The sequence below is a fragment of the Brevibacillus reuszeri genome, assembly GCF_001187725.1.
GTDB classification, from domain to species: Bacteria; Bacillota; Bacilli; order Brevibacillales; family Brevibacillaceae; genus Brevibacillus; species Brevibacillus reuszeri.
In genome coordinates, this window is the sequence record NZ_LGIQ01000002.1 from 1 (window position 1) to 16,855 (window position 16,855).

Consider the following 16,855-nt stretch of genomic DNA (forward strand, 5'->3'; position numbering starts at 1 on the left):
GTCGGTAGAGCAGAGGACTGAAAATCCTCGTGTCGGCGGTTCGATTCCGTCCCGAGCCACCATTCATACTTTACAAACGTGCCGGTATAGCTCAATTGGTAGAGCACCTGACTTGTAATCAGGGGGTTGTGGGTTCAAGTCCTATTGCCGGCACCATTACTATTGGGGTATAGCCAAGCGGTAAGGCAACGGACTTTGACTCCGTCATTCCTAGGTTCAAATCCTAGTACCCCAGCCATTTTCACGAGCCATTAGCTCAGTTGGTAGAGCATCTGACTTTTAATCAGAGGGTCGAAGGTTCGAGTCCTTCATGGCTCACCAGTTTTTACAATTAAAAAGGCAATGATGATATTGCTTCTGTTTCTTATATGCGGGTGTGGCGGAATGGCAGACGCACCAGATTTAGGTTCTGGCGGGCAACCGTGGGGGTTCAAGTCCCTTCACCCGCACCATTTTTAAACAGAAGACATAACAATTATTGCAAGAATGCTAACATCTAGCATGCGGACGTAGCTCAATTGGTAGAGCGTCGCCTTGCCAAGGCGAAGGTCGAGGGTTCGAGACCCTTCGTCCGCTCCATCTGTGCCCTTAGCTCAGCTGGATAGAGCGTTTGACTACGAATCAAAAGGTCGGGAGTTCGAATCTCTCAGGGCACGCCACTATAGCATATGGAATCGAAGAGTAGGAATCTGTCCTACTCTTTTTTGTATAATTCCTTTCATAATTTTACAAATTTTAAGTATTTTTCCCTTGTATCTCCTAGTCTCATCTATTACTTTAGAATGAGGATGCACATTTTGCCTATGTAGTTGCTGTTATACACCTGACTGAAGAATACAATGGAACAGGAGTTGTATCTACATGAATCCAATAAAAATGGAACATACGCATCCCGCCGTATTGAAATTAATAGACAATATAGAAAAAGTATTAATCGGCAAAAGATCGGTCATCGAAATGATGGTAGCAGCGGTATTGGCTAATGGACATGTTCTGCTGGAGGATGTCCCTGGTGTCGGGAAAACCATGCTGGTGCGCGCTTTAGCGAAATCAGTGAGTGGAGAATTCAAGCGGATTCAGTTTACGCCCGATTTGCTGCCTACTGATGTTACGGGGGTCGCTATCTTTAATCAAAAGAGTCTCGAATTCGAATTTCGCCAAGGTCCGATCTTTGCCAATGTGGTTCTGGCAGATGAAATCAACCGGACTTCACCAAAAACGCAATCATCCCTTCTTGAGGCAATGGAGGAGCGCTCGGTCACTGTGGATGGTGTCACATATCGTTTGCCAGAGCCTTTTTTTGTCATGGCCACGCAAAACCCGTTGGAGTATGAGGGTACCTTTCCGTTGCCTGAAGCACAGCTAGACCGTTTCCTCATGCAATTAAGCCTGGGGTATCCAAGTGTCGAAGAGGAGATGCGCATGCTCTCCAGATTCTCCGACGCCAATCCATTAGAACAGCTGGAACCAGTGATGACGGCTAAGGAGCTAACACAGCTCCAGCAGCAAGTATCGGCAGTGAAGATATCAGAGGGCGTAAAAGAGTATATCGTTCGCTTGTGTCATCGTACGAGGGACCACCATCACGTTTATTTAGGGGTAAGTCCTCGTGGCTCACTGGCGCTTTATCGGGCTTCACAGGCATTGGCATTTGTTCGTGGACGGGAGTATGTGATTCCCGATGATGTGAAGGAGCTTGTGCCACTCATTTTTGCTCACCGGATGTTGGTTAAGCCGGAATCTCGTCTGGAAGGATCGACTGTGGAACGGATTTTGACGGCGATCTTGTCTGAAACCCGCGTTCCAGTAAGTTGAGGCGGTGACTATGAATGAGACAGCAAAGGTGGGGCAAAGCCAAAATTATTGGACTCGTAATTGTCACATATATCTTCGCGAAGTTTCAAGGCGGTTTTTCTAGCTGGTTTTTATTTTACGCTAGCTTAGGCTTTTTGGTATACGAAATGCTGGCATACTATTTGATGTTTGCAACTCTGGAGGTAGTGCGAGAAGTAGATCGGAACCGATTGCAGGACGGGGATAGCGTAATCGTCACCATTCGCTTGCGACGACGGATCAGGTTTCCATTAGGCTGGAATATGATTGTGGAGCCGTTGCCCGACCGGCTTGCGGGCGTTTACGAGCCACATCGGCAGCTCCTCTTTCCTTGGTTTAAGCGGGAAGTAGAATTTCGCTACGTCATTCCGAATTTACCGCGTGGTCATTATCGTCTGACGAATTGTACGGTGAGTGGCGGAGATTTTTTTGGCTTTTTTGAAAGAAGACAAGTCTTTCCGCTTTCCGATGAGTTTCTCGTCTACCCGAGATACAAAGAGCTGACACATTGGGCACTAGGGGATGGGAGCTTTAGTGGAAATGTGCACGTGTCTCATCGGAGATCAGATGATGTGGCTGCCGTTCGCGGAGTTCGGGAATATCATCGTGGAGACCGGCTCAGTCAGATTCACTGGCGAGCATCTGCACGTGGAACTGGTTTAAAAACAAAAGAGTTTGAGCATCAGGCGATGAATCAGGCTGTCTTTTTCCTCGACGTGGAAAGAGAGAGCTATCGTGATAAGCCTGCACAATTGTTCGAGACGGCCGTAAAGCTGACAGCGAGTCTGATAGCCTATGCAAACCGCAATCAGTATCACTACGGGCTGGTCTATAAGCAAATAGAGCGGACCTCGCTGGCACCTTCTCTCTCCCATGCCCATCTAGTACGAGTGTTTGATCAATTGGCGAGAGTAATGCCTGAGGGAGGCGACCCGTTTGCAAAAATTATCGGGCGCGAAGCATTAGAGCAATCACAGGGTGTGACCCTTGTCATCGTGACTCCGCGTGTGGAGAAAGGGCTCATTAGCAGATTGATTGCCCTGACTCAAAAGGGGCGGCGGGTTCAGTTGTTTTATGTACATGCTGAACAATCGCTCTCTGATGAGCAAAAGCATGTGCTGCAGCTGCTTATGGCTAACAAGGTCACATGTACATCGATCCACATGGAAAACCACGAGTGGAAGCGTATTGGAGGTGCCTAGACTCATGAACGTATGGAAACGACCAGCGCTCTTGGAATGGGTCTCTGCCCTTTTACTGTTCCTGCTGCTGCGTGAATGGTTATTCCCGATGCAAGAGCTGACAGATACGGGTATTTTGTGGCCGTTCTTTATTATTTCTGCTGGTGTTTTGATCATTGACGTACTTGTACCGTTTCGCTGGATGACATTCCCGATCAAGCTGCTGGGCTTGTTATGGCTGCTGCATGCAACCTTGTTTGATACCCCTTTGTTTGAGACGGAATGGCTTGCTGAGCTATATGGAAATATCGTCCGGGATTTCCCGCTTGTCATGCATCAGAACTGGGCAGATATGTCGCTCGTTTCGCGCAATGCCATGTTTGATCTGGCTCTGCTCATTTTGATCTCGATGCTGACGTATCTGGTTTTGGAGCAACGCCAAGGACTCTGGTTTGTCTTTTTAACAGAGCTCTATTTATGTGTGCTGGATACGTTCCTTCCTTATGATGCAAGTGCGGGGATTGTTCGTGCCTTCATCTATGGATTTCTGCTCTTAATGGTCAGTCATTTTACAAAAATGACCAGCATGGCTTCCTTATCTGGTAAGAGGGCACGAATATTGGGGAACTCGCTGTTGGCATCTATGTTAGTCATAGGAGTGAGTGTAGGGATTGGTTATGCTGCTCCGAAAAAGGATGCCAGCTGGCCGGACCCAGTCGCCTTTTTGACGGGGAGCGATAACAATGCACCTGTCGGTGTCATGAAGAAGGTTGGCTATGACAACAATGACGAGCGACTTGGCGGACCGTTTTTACAGGATAATACGCTGGTGTTTATAGCTACCACCAATGAGCGGAGCTACTGGCGTGGCGATTCCAAGGATGTGTATACGGGTGTCGGCTGGGAAAAGGAAAAGGCTCAGTATGAGTCCATCCTGGACCCTCAGAAGCACGAGTGGAAGGATACGTTATTCCACGGGTTTGAAACTAAAAAGGTGAATGCTTCGCTTGAATTCAAGGGACCTCAACAGTTCGCAACCGTCTTTTATCCGGGACAGCTGCAAAAGGTCAGCAACTACGCGCCGCCAAATGCTACGGTGGTCTATGACATGATGAACCAGCAGTTGGAAGTGCATGCAGGAAAGACAACCTTGATTCAGATCGAAGGCGAACATGAGAAGTCCGTGACCAGGCCAAACGGAACGCTTCTGAAGCTGAATCAGTATAACTTAGAAGCAGAAGTGCCGATTGTCAGTGAAAAAGCAGTCACACAAGCAGGGACAGACTATCCTCAGGACATTAGGGAGCGCTACTTGCAGCTGCCAGCTACTTTGCCTCCACGTGTCAAGGAACTGGCTCAGACTGTGACCAAGGATGCGAAGACTCCTTATGAAAAAGTAAGAGCAATCGAGAATTACTTGCGCTCGAGTGGAAAATATAAGTATGAAACGAAGGATGTTCCTGTCCCGCAAGAAGGCCAGGACTTTGTTGACCACTTTCTGTTTGACAGCATGAGAGGCTATTGTGACCATTTCTCTACCTCAATGGCGGTTATGCTGCGGACGCTCGATATCCCGACACGTTGGGTAAAAGGCTTTGCTCCAGGTGAGCGCGTAGGCACGGATAGCCAAAACAACGAGATTATGGAGATACGCAACAAGGATGCCCACTCCTGGGTAGAGGTGTACTTCCCGGGACATGGTTGGATTCCGTTTGAAGCAACAAGTACCTTTATGTCTCCTGTTCGTTTTCATTACGATCTCCAAACCTCGCAGCCACAAATTCCGATTCCGTTACCCGATTTGGGGAATACAGCAACGCCAGATCGTGGCGACGGTCGCCTCGACAATTTGGAAGAGGGAGATCAGGTATCTGGCAAACGCTTTTCGATCCCGTGGCAGGTAAATGCTGGAGTGGTTGCATTGCTTGCAGTGGCGGGCGTGGTAGCCTATCGTCGCAAAAAGGATATTCAGGTTTGGTGGCTTCGCAGGCAAATTCATAATGAGCGGAGTACGCAATATAAAGACCGATTCAACCTGTTAATGCGGATGGTAGAGAGCGTGTACGCACGCAGGCAAGCAGGGGAAACCTTGCGCGAGTATGTAAATAGGCTCACGATTCCGGGCGACAAAAGACAGGATCTGCGTTATCTAACTGAGATGTACGAACGAGCGATTTACGGCTTCAAGGAGATGGAACAAAAGGCACGTACAGTGGCAGAGCAAGTAATAGAAAGATTGATCCGTCAACTGAAGCCTTGAACAATGACGTTTCATCTGCTAGAATGACGATCAATGAGACTCGTATAATGTTCAGGAATATGGCCTGAAAGTTTCTACCGCCCAACCGTAAATTGAGCGACTACGAGGATAGCACTTCGGATTTTTGTACATGCAACCGCACATGTGTACACAAGCTGGGACGCTGCCTCCGTATGATTTTTCGGAGGTAACAGTCCCGGTTTTTTTGCAAATATGCGACAACTTGTATCTACATCCGGGGGAAGCGGAAACTTGCACGTCCTGTGCATTACAGGAGAAGGGGGAAGTCATGGACAAGTCAGTGGAAATGGTTGTCGTACTTGATTTCGGAGGCCAATACAATCAGTTGATCGCACGCCGTGTACGCGATCTGGGTGTTTACAGCGAATTGGTACCATTCAATACGCCCGTGGAGAAAATCAAGGAAATGAAGCCAAAGGGGATTATTTTCTCCGGTGGTCCAGCGAGTGTCTACGAAGAAGGAGCGCCAAAAGTAGACCCTGCTATTTTTGAACTGGGCTTGCCAATCCTGGGTATTTGCTACGGTATGCAATTGATGAGCCACATGCTCGAAGGAAAGGTTGAGCGCGCTGGTAAACGCGAGTACGGTAAAGCAGAGCTTCGTTTGCAAGACGCACACAGCCTGTACGAAAAATGGGATGCAAATGAAATCGTATGGATGAGCCACTCTGATAAAGTAGTAGAGCTCCCAACCGGTTTCCGCGTAGATGCAGTGAGCGACAGCTGCCCGGTAGCTGCGATCAGCCACCCAGAACGCAAGCTGTACGGTGTTCAATTCCACCCGGAAGTTCGCCATACGGCAAAAGGGACGGAGTTTATTGGCAACTTCCTGTTTAACGTTTGTAGATGTGAAGCAAACTGGAGCATGACTACGTTCATCGAGGATGAAATTGCTCATATCCGTGAAACAGTTGGCAGCAAGCAAGTACTGTGTGCACTGAGCGGAGGAGTAGACTCCTCTGTAGTAGCGGCACTGATCCACAAAGCCATTGGCGATCAACTGACTTGCATGTTCGTTGACCATGGACTGCTTCGCCAGGGAGAAGCTGAAGGCGTAATGGAAACATTCTCTGAAAAGTTTTCCATGAAGGTAATCAAGATTGATGCTCGCGAACGCTTCATGAGTAAGTTGAAAGGCGTTTCCGACCCAGAGCAAAAACGTAAAATCATCGGTAACGAGTTTATTTACGTATTTGATGAAGAGGCTGGAAAGCTCACAGACATGGACTTCCTCGCACAAGGCACACTCTATACAGATATCGTTGAGAGCGGTACGGCAACAGCTCAAACGATTAAATCGCACCATAACGTAGGCGGTTTGCCTGAAGACATGAAATTCACTTTGATTGAACCATTGAAAACACTGTTCAAGGATGAGGTTCGCAAGCTGGGTACAGAGCTGGGCTTGCCAGATGAGATCGTATGGCGCCAACCGTTCCCAGGTCCAGGACTTGGTATTCGTGTTTTGGGTGAAGTAACTGAAGAAAAGCTGAAAATTGTTCGTGAATCCGATGCGATTCTTCGTGAAGAGATTGCCAAAGCGGGTCTTGATCGAGAAATCTGGCAATACTTCACAGCCCTGCCGAACATGACAACGGTCGGTGTAATGGGTGATGTGCGTACGTACTCTTACACGGTTGGTATTCGTGCCGTTACTTCCATTGATGGTATGACTGCTGACTGGGCACGCATTCCTTGGGATGTATTGGAGAAAATCTCCACTCGTATCGTAAACGAAGTAGATAACGTAAACCGTATCGTCTATGATGTTACGTCCAAACCACCAGCAACAATTGAGTGGGAATAGTAAAAACACGGATGTTTGTTGGTAAGTAAAAATTAACGTTCGTATTTTCGTTGACATATGTATGCGCACCTGTTACACTTCTCAATGTGTAAGAGGTAACATAGGAAGGTTCGTATATTCTCGGGAATATGGCTCGAGAGTTTCTACGGGGTCGCCATTAACGACCTGGCTACGAACAAAATGTCAACGGGATGCGTTATTGTTATTATTTTTGAAATTGTTCCCGATGTGTTTTGTGAAAAGGCCAGGCGCATACTATGAGCGTCTCGGCCTTTTTTTACCACAACCATAACATGGGGGGACTAGAGGTGCGGAAGTATTTTGAGTTCGACAAACTAGGCACCAATTACCGCCGCGAGATTATCGCGGGTATCACAACGTTCTTGGCAATGGCATACATCTTGGCAGTAAATCCTTTCATACTTAGTGGTGCTGATCTACCGCCTGAACTGAAAGCAAACTATCCAGAATTCCATTCCGTCTTTACCGCAACAGCTCTAGCAGCAGCAATTGGCTCTTTGTTGATGGGATTCCTCGGACGTTTGCCAATTGGACAGGCACCAGGTATGGGCTTGAATGCTTTTTTCACCTATACAGTTGTTTTGACGATGCAAATTCCTTGGCAACAGGCTCTCGCCGGCGTTTTCCTGTCTTGTACCATCTTTTTGATTTTGTCACTTACAGGTGTTCGTGAAGCGATTATTCGGGCGATTCCACAAGGCTTGAAATATGCTGTATCTGCAGGGATTGGACTTTTTATTGCTTTTATCGGTTTGAAAAATGCAGGGATCGTGGTTGCAAATGACGCAACGTTTGTAGCGCTGGGGCACCTGACCTTCTTCCATGAAGGAATGAAGCCAGAAGACATTCTAGCTGCGAAAAATGCGCTCCTTGCTGTTTTTGGTTTGATTGTTACCGTTGTTCTGCTTTCACGTAAAATCAATGCAGGTATTTTTATTGGTATGGTCGTAACTGCAGTGGTTGGGATGATCTTTGGATTGGTAAGTCTACCAGGCAGTATCGTTGCGCCAGTTCCAAGTATTGCGCCTACATTTGGTGCAGCGTTCCAATACCTCGGTGACCCGTCTGCTTTGTTCACTGTGAACATGCTGATTGTTGTCCTGACGTTCTTGTTTGTTGATTTCTTCGATGCGACAGGTACTCTCTTGGGTGTTGCCAGTCAAGCTGGCCTACTAAAAGAGGATGGCAATCTGCCACGTCCAGGAAAAGCGCTTGCTTCTGATGCGGTTGCCGGTATGGCAGGTGCAGTTTTGGGTACATCAACAACTACCGCTTATGTTGAATCGACAGCGGGTGTAGCTGCAGGTGGTCGCTCTGGCTTTACTGCGATTGTTGTAGGGGTAATGTTCCTTTTGGCATTGTTCTTCTCACCGATTCTTGCGATTGTGACACCAGCTGTTACAGCGCCAGCATTGATCATCGTTGGCGTACTGATGGCTTCCCACGTTGCGCATATTGCTTGGAAGGATTTGGACGAGGCGTTCCCGGCATTCCTGACCATACTTTTGATGCCGCTGACTTACAGTATCGCAACAGGTATTGCTACTGGTTTCATCGTTTATCCAGTGATGAAGGTATTGAAAGGCAAAGCGCGTGAAGTACATCCAGCCATGTACGTATTGTTCTTCGTCTTCCTGGCCTACTTTATCTGGCTGCGCGAATAGGAGAATAGAATAGCGGCTTCCTGTCTATGGACGGGAGCCGTTTTTTTCTGTGAAAAATGGTTATGACCGTTTTATTTCCCTGAACTCCGGTGCTTGCATATTTGCCTCTATCTGATGTATGATGGGAAAAATCTTTTTGAAGAGGGATCCACGATGAGATGTAATAACGTATTCCTTCAACAGCATCACCACGGCTAGAGCGTTTGTATCTTCGGAAATTTTTCCGCAGGTGCAAGCGCTTATTGTGCTTTGTGCCTGCGGTGGTGACTTTTTAAGCCATGCGGGCATGTAGCTGCCTTGCATGGCTTTTTGCATTTTCACAAATGAAAACAAAAGAAGAGAAGGAGCAATCGACCATGGAAAACGGAATATTGAGAAGCGTAAAAGGAACCAAGGATTTCATGCCACAGGAGCAAATGATACGAAACCGGATTCGGCGCACACTGGAGGGTGTGTTTGAAGCGTACGGATGCAAGCCATTGGAGACACCCATGATTCAGTACTACGACCTGCTCGCATCGAAGTACGGGGGCGGAGAGGAAATTTTGAAGGAAGTGTACCGCTTGAGCGATCAGGGGGAGCGGGAACTGGCACTACGCTATGATTTGACCGTGCCACTGGCTAAAGTGGTTGGTATGAATCCAGAAATGCGTCTGCCTTTCAAACGCTATGAAATCGGGAAGGTTTTTCGCGATGGCCCCGTCAAGCCAGGCAGATTCCGCGAATTTATCCAGTGTGATGTCGATATTGTCGGGACGTCCTCGATGCTAGCGGAAGCAGAATTAATCAGCATGGCTTTTGCTTCCTTTCAAAAGCTGGACCTCGAGGTTTACGTTGAGGTCAATAATCGAAAATTGCTCTCTGGTGTCCTGCAAGAGCTGGGTGTTCCCGAAGAACTGTCGGGCGATGTGATGCTGTCGCTCGATAAACTGGAAAAGATCGGTGTCGATGGTGTGCAGGAGGATCTGCGTGAAAGAAAAGTGGAGGAGTCCATCGTTGCCGCGATCACTTCCTTTTTGAAAAGTGGTGCTCTGTCCCTGGAGCAGCTGACCGAACAATTTTCTTCGTCACTTGTGCAGGAAGGCGCTGCTGAGCTCAAGCAGCTTTTCGCCTATGTACAAGAAGCCGGGGTGAATGGCGATGTTCGGTTTACACCCTTTTTGGCGCGGGGATTGGGTATCTACACAGGAACGGTATACGAAATCTTTTTACAGGATCGCAGCATCTCCTCAAGTATTGGGAGCGGCGGACGATATGATGAAATCATTGGGCGGTTTCTCGGGGATGGCAGAGAGTATCCGGCAGTAGGAATATCATTTGGACTCGATGTGATTCTGACGGCGCTTGCGATGCTCCCAGCGGCTTTGGAAGAGCGTGCGGCTGATGTGCTGGTTGTGCCGCTCGGGACAGAAGCGGCAAGTCTCGCATTAGCCAACCAGCTGCGGGCCAGCGGAATGAAGGTAGAGCTGGAGCTAACGGGCAAACGCCTGAAAAAAGCACTGGATTATGCCAATAAAGAACAAATTCCTTTTGTCGCGATTTATGGAGAAAACGAAGCTAGTAGCGGGAATATCGTAATAAGGGATATGCGCCGTGGGGCCGAGCAGGTCATGCCTTTGGATGAGATGCAGCAGTGGCTTTATTCAGCTCAATAAGGTGGTATTCATTTTTTCCACATTCAGGTAGGATAGGGGAAAAGGGAGGCGATGGCGTGAGGAAATCGGTCTTTGTGCTAGGCTGTATGGCGTTATTTTGGGGGCTGGTGGTTCCCGTACAAGCGGAGGACCATGCAGGTTCTGACAAAGCAATTTATCAGGCAAAAGTGAATATCGACCCTCAGAGGAAACACATCACAGGCAGTGTAGACATTACATTTTGGCCAAAGGATACCAAGCACGCCTATCTCCACCTCTACCCATACGCCTTTGCGAGCGAACATTCTGGTGCGCAATGGGACCAACTTTTAGGCAATCATCCAACACTTGCGACGTATGCTAGTACAAAGCTCTCTGTAGATGGAAAGCCGGTAGAAGGAAAGCGTACGGGAACGATACTCGAAGTGCCATTGGCTGAGGCGGATAACGAGAAGGCTGGATCAACGCCAACGAAAATTGCGCTAGACTTCGATTTGACGCTCCCCCATAACGATGGCAGGATGTCCTATGATGATCACTCCATATGGTTAGGCAATTGGCTGCCAATCCTGGCCGTAGAGGATCAGCATGGCTGGCATCTCGACCCGTACGAGCCAACCGGCGATCCCTTTTACAGCAAGAACGCAGACTATGAAGTAGATGTAACTATGCCTGAGAGCTATCAGCTTGCTAGCTCGGCAACAGATTCTACTGCTGAAGTAAAGACATCTTCGTCGGGAGACAGGACTTATCTTTTGCGAGCAGCTGACGTACGGGATTTTGCCCTTGTCATCATGGACGGAACTTATAAACGACTGGAGGGAAAAGTTGGGGATACTGTTATCAGAACGTGGTGGCGAAATACAGATGACGCAGATGGAGCAAAGCATGTTCATGATGCAGCAGCCGCGTCACTGGAATATTTCAATAGCCAGTTCGGGACCTATCCCTATAAGGAATACGATGTGGTACGTGTCGGAGGAGAGATTAATGGCATGGAATACCCTGCCCTAGTCTTTTTGGATGGCAGCCATTTCACATTCGGTGGGACAAATGCCACAGCAACTGTCGTGCATGAAACCGCACATCAGTGGTTTTACGGTTTGATCGGAAATGATCAAATTCACGAAGCCTGGTTAGATGAAGGGTTCACAGAATATGCCTCCCTCGCTTTTCTATCTAACAAATATCCAGAGGTCGGGGGCGAGCGCGTCCGAAAACGGTTGATGTATGGAATGATTGTACCGTTCTATGTGCAGGAAGAGCTGCGTCCCTGGCAAGAGCTCGCTGCCTTTCCTGACAATCAGAGCTACAGCGATTTGGTCTACTCGCGTACGTCGTCCATGCTCTGGATGCTGCGAGGAGCATGGGGAGAGAAGCGATTACATGATGTGCTCCACCAGTACGTCGACAAATACAGGCTAGGAATTGCCGATGGAGAAGCATGGAAGACAGTGCTTTCTGATGCGGCAGGAGAAGACGCTAGTAGCTTCCTCGATTACTGGCTGAAGCTTGATATGAGTCAACAGGAAAAAGCAGCAGCTTGGCTAGAGCGGCAACGAAAATAACTGAAGCGGTAAGGATAGAGTACATGGAGACATGTAAAGGCAGGGGATCGCCATGTGGCGGAAAAGGTGGGTGCTCAGTGTAATAGTCGGAGTGGTGCTGGCCGGATTTCTATGGGGAAAGCCATGGTCCGGACTTGCAGGTGCGGGTGAAAAGAACCCCAAGCTACCAGATCCGCCGCCAGCCCCAGTAACATACCGGGCGGATATATGGATGGATATGAAGGAAAAGGTTGTAACCGGTACGCTTTCCGTTCGGTTTGCTCCACAGGATGACCAGGCCTTTTTTCACTTGTACCCAAATGCCTTTCAACCAAATGCCGACTTGAGCGGCCAAAACTGGGAGCAGGTACTCGGGAAGCAGCGTGAGCCAGGTGGAATATCTGTCACAGATGTTCGGGTAGACGGTCAGGTAGTTGGTGTGGACTATGAAGGGAAGACAAATACTCTGCTTCGAGTCCCACTCGCAGCCACCTGGCAGTCGTTGAAGCAGACAGAGGTAGAGATGAGCTTTCGGTTGCAGGTGCCGTATAACAACGGGCGTCTGTCATTCAACGATCACGCCATGTGGCTGGGCAACTGGCTGCCGATTCTCTCCATCAAGGACGGGGATGGATGGCGTCTTGACCCCTATTCCTCTATTGGCGATCCCTTTTACAGTGACATGGCTAATTATCATCTGCGTGTGCATCTTCCGGCAGGCTATCAACTCGCTACAAGCGGAATTGAGAGTATAGCAGTCGTCACAGAGACACGTCCCGAGCGCCGAAGTACCTATGAGCTGGACGCGTGGAACGTTCGTGATTTTGCCATGGTGATTATGGATGATACGTATCGCCAGACGAGCAGCAAAGTAGGGGATACAACTGTAAACACATGGTGGCAGCTGGGAGATGATCCTGCTGTTGTCGACAGGCTCCATCAAGTAGCTACGCAATCACTGGCTTATTACAGTAAGCAGTTTAGCCTCTATCCTTACAAAGAGTATGATGTTGTCAAAACGGGCGGTTTTTTTGGAGGGATGGAGTATCCTTGCATCGTTTTTATCCAAGATGACCTGTTTAATCGAAGCGATCCGATCGGAGAAGCTGTTGTGGCGCATGAAACTGCACATCAATGGTTTTACGGGCTGATTGGCAGTGACGAGGTGCGAGAAGCCTGGCTGGATGAGGGATTGACCGACTATGCAACGATGGCATTTTTGGAGCAGTTGGATGAAACTCGCGCACAGAGCTATATTCATCTGAGGCGCAGTCAATCACGTGCGGCCGAGGCCTATGCTTCTCGTGGCTTGAATGCGTGGAACAGTGTCGATCAATACCCCGACTGGAAAAGCTACAACGATCTCGTTTATGGGCGTGCGGGCATCATGTGGTTGACTTTGAAGGAAGCGTGGGGCGCTGAGCGATTGCATCAGATTTTGCGAAATTACGTAGTAGAGAATCAATATCGCCAAGCGAGCGGGAAACGGCTTGTACAGATGTTCTCGGAGGCTTCAGGTGCGGATGCTACCTCATTTTTTGATTACTGGCTTGGATTGAAGCTGGATAAGGCAGCACAAGCGGAAGAATGGATGAAAAGAGTTAAACACGAATGATGGATTGAAACTCTTTTTGCAATGTTCGGAAGCGAGGTTGACAGGCAAACTTTCTCCCTGCTAAACTGAATATGTTGAAAGCAAACGAGTACGAATAGCCCAGGCGATGAGTACGGCGGACAAAGCCGTTAGTCGGTTGGGTTTTCTTTTGAGGATACAAAACGGAATGACCGTTTTGTTTGATCACAAGCGGTCATCCACTTTTATGAAAAAAGTAGGGGGCGAAGGGTGCATGGTCAAACCGTTGGTTGGGGTTATTATGGGCAGCACGTCGGACTGGGAAACGATGAAGGAAGCTTGCGCGATTCTGGATGAGCTGCAAGTACCCTATGAAAAGAAGGTAGTGTCGGCTCACCGTACACCGGACCTGATGTTTACGTACGCGGAAAGCGCCAAAGACCGCGGTTTAGAGGTCATCATCGCGGGAGCAGGTGGCGCAGCACATTTGCCTGGGATGGTAGCTGCCAAAACGGAACTGCCTGTCATCGGTGTACCCGTTAAATCTTCAAACCTGAATGGCTTGGATTCGCTTCTGTCTATCGTGCAGATGCCTGGCGGAGTACCGGTGGCGACTGTAGCAATCGGAAAAGCGGGAGCGATCAATGCCGGACTGTTGGCAGCGCAAATTTTGGGAATTAAATATCCGGACATTCAGGAGCGCTTTGTCGTCAGACGGGACGAGGTTCGGAATAAAGTGCTGGAGGCTAGTGAACTGGTATGACAAACAGGGATAGCAAGCTGATAAAACCAGGATCGACCATTGGTATACTTGGCGGTGGACAGCTCGGACGCATGATTGCTTTGGCTGGACGAGCTATGGGCTACCGTTTTGTCACGATGGACCCAACAGAGGATGCACCATGCGCACAGGCAGCCGACCGGCAAATTGTCGCCAGCTACGATGATGTAAATGCAGCTATGCAGCTCGCTGCTGTCAGTGATGTGATATCATATGAGTTTGAGAATGTGGATGCACAGGTGGCAGAGGTTTTGGAAAGTCAGGCTTACGTACCACAGGGAAGCCGACTTTTGCGCATCACCCAAAACCGAATTCGGGAAAAAACAGCAATCCGTGAGATCGGGATTCCGGTTGCTCCTTTTTGCGTAGTGAACAGCCTGGAGGACTTGCAGGAAGCCGTTCGCGAGCTGGGCTTGCCAGCCGTCATGAAGACCGCCACAGGTGGCTATGACGGAAAAGGACAATGGGTGCTGAGAAGCGAAGCCGAGCTTGCGGAAGCGTACGAAACATTGGCGAAGGCGGGAACAGAGCTGATCGTTGAACAGTTTATTCCGTTTCAGATGGAGCTTTCCGTCATTGCCGCACGTAATCCTGCAGGAGAGCTGGCTGTTTTTCCAACCGCCGAAAACATTCACGAGGAAAACATTTTGCACTTGAGTATTGTACCTGCGCGCGTCTCGGACGAAGTAAAGAAGCGTGCCGAGGAAATCGCCCGTACAATCGTGGAGAAGCTCGATGTGGTCGGCTTGATTGCGGTTGAGCTGTTTTTGACCGAGGATAATCAGCTGTACGTCAATGAACTGGCTCCGCGCCCGCATAATTCCGGACATTACACCATGGATGCGTGCGTGACCTCGCAGTTCGAACAACATGTCCGTGCGGTGTGCAATCTGCCTTTGGGATCAACAGAGTTGCTCTCGCCCGTCGTCATGGTTAATATTTTGGGAGAGCATCTACAGCCTGTCATCGATTGTATCGACAAGCTGCCACGCTCTGCCAAGCTTCATCTGTACGGAAAGGCAGAGAGCAAGGTGAAGCGGAAAATGGGACATATCAACGTGCTGGCCCCTACTGTAGAGGAAGCGCTTGCCCGTATTGAAGAACTCGAAATCTGGACCAATAAAACGGAGGTATCATCATGATTGAACGTTATTCCCGACCAGAAATGCGTGCTATCTGGACCGAAGAAAACAAATTCAAGGCTTGGCTGGAAGTAGAAATCCTCGCATGTGAAGCATGGTCCAAGCTCGGAGTGATTCCAGCAGAAGACGTGAAGAAGCTGTGGGAAGGCGCTAGCTTTGACATTAATCGGATTTATGAAATCGAGGAAGAGACTCGCCATGACGTAGTGGCATTTACTCGTGCGGTTTCTGAAACATTGGGCGAAGAAAAGAAATGGGTGCACTACGGACTGACATCCACAGACGTGGTAGATACGGCTCTGTCTTACCTGCTGCGCCAGGCAAACGAGATTTTGGAAAAAGACATCGAAGACTTCATCACGATCTTGGCGGACAAGGCTCGTGAGCACAAGGATACAGTGTGCATGGGCAGAACCCACGGCGTACATGCTGAGCCAACTACTTTTGGCTTGAAGCTCGCCCTGTGGCATGAAGAAATGAAGCGCAATCTGGCTCGTTTCCAGGCAGCGAAAAAAGAAGTAGCTTTCGGTAAAATTTCTGGTGCAGTAGGTACGTATGCCAACATCGATCCATTCGTAGAGGCTTATGTATGCGAAAAGCTGGGATTGTCTGCGGCTCCGATCTCTACTCAAACCTTGCAGCGTGACCGTCATGCGGAATACATGGCAACATTGGCACTGATCGCGACATCCCTGGAGAAGTTTGCGACTGAAATTCGCGGTCTGCAAAAGAGCGAAATGCGTGAGGTTGAAGAAGCGTTCGCTAAAGGACAAAAAGGCTCTTCGGCAATGCCTCACAAGCGCAACCCGATCGGCAGCGAAAACATCTGTGGTCTGGCTCGTGTCATCCGTGGGCATATGCTTACTTCCTATGAAAATGTATCGCTCTGGCATGAGCGGGATATTTCCCACTCTTCTGCTGAGCGCGTGATTTTGCCAGATGCAACACAAGCGCTGAATTACATGCTGCGCCGCTTTATGAACATCGTGAAAAACCTGACTGTCTTCCCTGAAAATATGAAGCGCAACATGGATCGTACCTTTGGCCTGATTTACTCTCAGCAAGTTATGCTGAAGCTAATCGAAAAAGGCATGAGCCGCGAGCAGGCATACGATACTGTACAGCCGCGCGCGATGCAGGCTTGGGAAGAACAGCGCTCCTTCCGTGCGATTGTGGACGAGGATGCGACTGTCAGCTCGACGCTGTCCAAAGAAGAGCTGGATGAGTGCTTTGATTATCGCTACCATTTGAAGCATGTGGATACGATTTTCCAGCGTCTTGGTTTGTTGTAAGCTTACGTTCATGTAATCGATCATTCAAGACGTCCCTGACAGTGTTTGGGGGCGTCTTTATTTAGCTTGTAAAAGATTATTTTTCTGATTGGCTCAAAC

General features: G+C 48.8%; 11 protein-coding genes, 6 tRNA genes and 2 riboswitches. All 17 genes read left to right on the forward strand.

Translation table 11 applies throughout. The features are described from left to right. Positions 1 to 80: 80 nt before the first annotated feature. A tRNA-Thr gene (locus ADS79_RS00580) sits at positions 81 to 156 on the forward strand. Between the two features lie 7 nt (positions 157 to 163). Then, positions 164 to 238 (forward strand) — tRNA-Gln (locus ADS79_RS00585). A gap of 7 nt (positions 239 to 245) precedes the next feature. Beyond that, positions 246 to 321: transfer RNA gene (locus ADS79_RS00590), tRNA-Lys, on the forward strand. 49 nt (positions 322 to 370) lie between these two features. After that, positions 371 to 452 (forward strand) — tRNA-Leu (locus ADS79_RS00595). Between the two features lie 51 nt (positions 453 to 503). Then, a tRNA-Gly gene (locus ADS79_RS00600) sits at positions 504 to 579 on the forward strand. 3 nt (positions 580 to 582) lie between these two features. Then, positions 583 to 659, forward strand: a tRNA-Arg gene (locus ADS79_RS00605). 202 nt (positions 660 to 861) lie between these two features. After that, positions 862 to 1,815: an AAA family ATPase gene (locus tag ADS79_RS00610; protein WP_049736487.1), complete on the forward strand. Its 954-nt coding sequence runs from the start codon at positions 862 to 864 to the stop codon at positions 1,813 to 1,815. Positions 1,816 to 1,829: 14 nt separating this feature from the next. Next, a complete protein-coding gene (locus tag ADS79_RS00615) occupies positions 1,830 to 3,035 on the forward strand; it encodes a DUF58 domain-containing protein (protein ID WP_049736488.1) in 1,206 nt (401 codons plus the stop codon). 4 nt (positions 3,036 to 3,039) lie between these two features. Further along, on the forward strand, positions 3,040 to 5,274 hold the full coding sequence (locus ADS79_RS00620) for a transglutaminase TgpA family protein (RefSeq protein ID WP_049736489.1): 2,235 nt from the start codon (positions 3,040 to 3,042) through the stop codon (positions 5,272 to 5,274). 20 nt (positions 5,275 to 5,294) lie between these two features. Continuing rightward, a riboswitch (purine riboswitch) is annotated at positions 5,295 to 5,397 on the forward strand. Positions 5,398 to 5,563: 166 nt separating this feature from the next. Next, positions 5,564 to 7,102, forward strand: coding sequence for a glutamine-hydrolyzing GMP synthase (guaA, locus tag ADS79_RS00625; RefSeq protein ID WP_049736490.1), 1,539 nt, complete (start codon positions 5,564 to 5,566; stop codon positions 7,100 to 7,102). Between the two features lie 90 nt (positions 7,103 to 7,192). Next, positions 7,193 to 7,294: riboswitch (purine riboswitch) on the forward strand. A gap of 116 nt (positions 7,295 to 7,410) precedes the next feature. Continuing rightward, complete coding sequence (locus ADS79_RS00630; RefSeq protein ID WP_049736491.1) at positions 7,411 to 8,787, forward strand: NCS2 family permease; 1,377 nt, start codon at positions 7,411 to 7,413, stop codon at positions 8,785 to 8,787. Between the two features lie 356 nt (positions 8,788 to 9,143). Further along, entirely contained in the window at positions 9,144 to 10,442 is a 1,299-nt protein-coding gene (locus ADS79_RS00640; protein ID WP_049736958.1) for a histidine--tRNA ligase, read from the forward strand. 56 nt (positions 10,443 to 10,498) lie between these two features. Beyond that, the gene (locus ADS79_RS00645) at positions 10,499 to 11,989 is read left to right on the forward strand and encodes a M1 family metallopeptidase (RefSeq protein WP_049736493.1); all 1,491 of its coding nucleotides are present in this window, start codon (positions 10,499 to 10,501) and stop codon (positions 11,987 to 11,989) included. A gap of 52 nt (positions 11,990 to 12,041) precedes the next feature. Continuing rightward, entirely contained in the window at positions 12,042 to 13,583 is a 1,542-nt protein-coding gene (locus ADS79_RS00650; RefSeq protein ID WP_049736494.1) for a M1 family metallopeptidase, read from the forward strand. Between the two features lie 232 nt (positions 13,584 to 13,815). Further along, positions 13,816 to 14,304, forward strand: a complete 489-nt coding sequence (purE, locus tag ADS79_RS00655) for a 5-(carboxyamino)imidazole ribonucleotide mutase (RefSeq protein WP_049736495.1) — start codon at positions 13,816 to 13,818, stop codon at positions 14,302 to 14,304. Then, positions 14,301 to 15,464: a 5-(carboxyamino)imidazole ribonucleotide synthase gene (gene purK / locus ADS79_RS00660; RefSeq protein WP_049736496.1), complete on the forward strand. Its 1,164-nt coding sequence runs from the start codon at positions 14,301 to 14,303 to the stop codon at positions 15,462 to 15,464. Before purE ends, purK begins: the two co-directional genes overlap by 4 nt. Beyond that, positions 15,461 to 16,756, forward strand: a complete 1,296-nt coding sequence (gene purB, locus ADS79_RS00665; RefSeq protein WP_049736497.1) for an adenylosuccinate lyase — start codon at positions 15,461 to 15,463, stop codon at positions 16,754 to 16,756. Before purK ends, purB begins: the two co-directional genes overlap by 4 nt. The last annotated feature ends 99 nt before the right edge of the window (positions 16,757 to 16,855 follow it).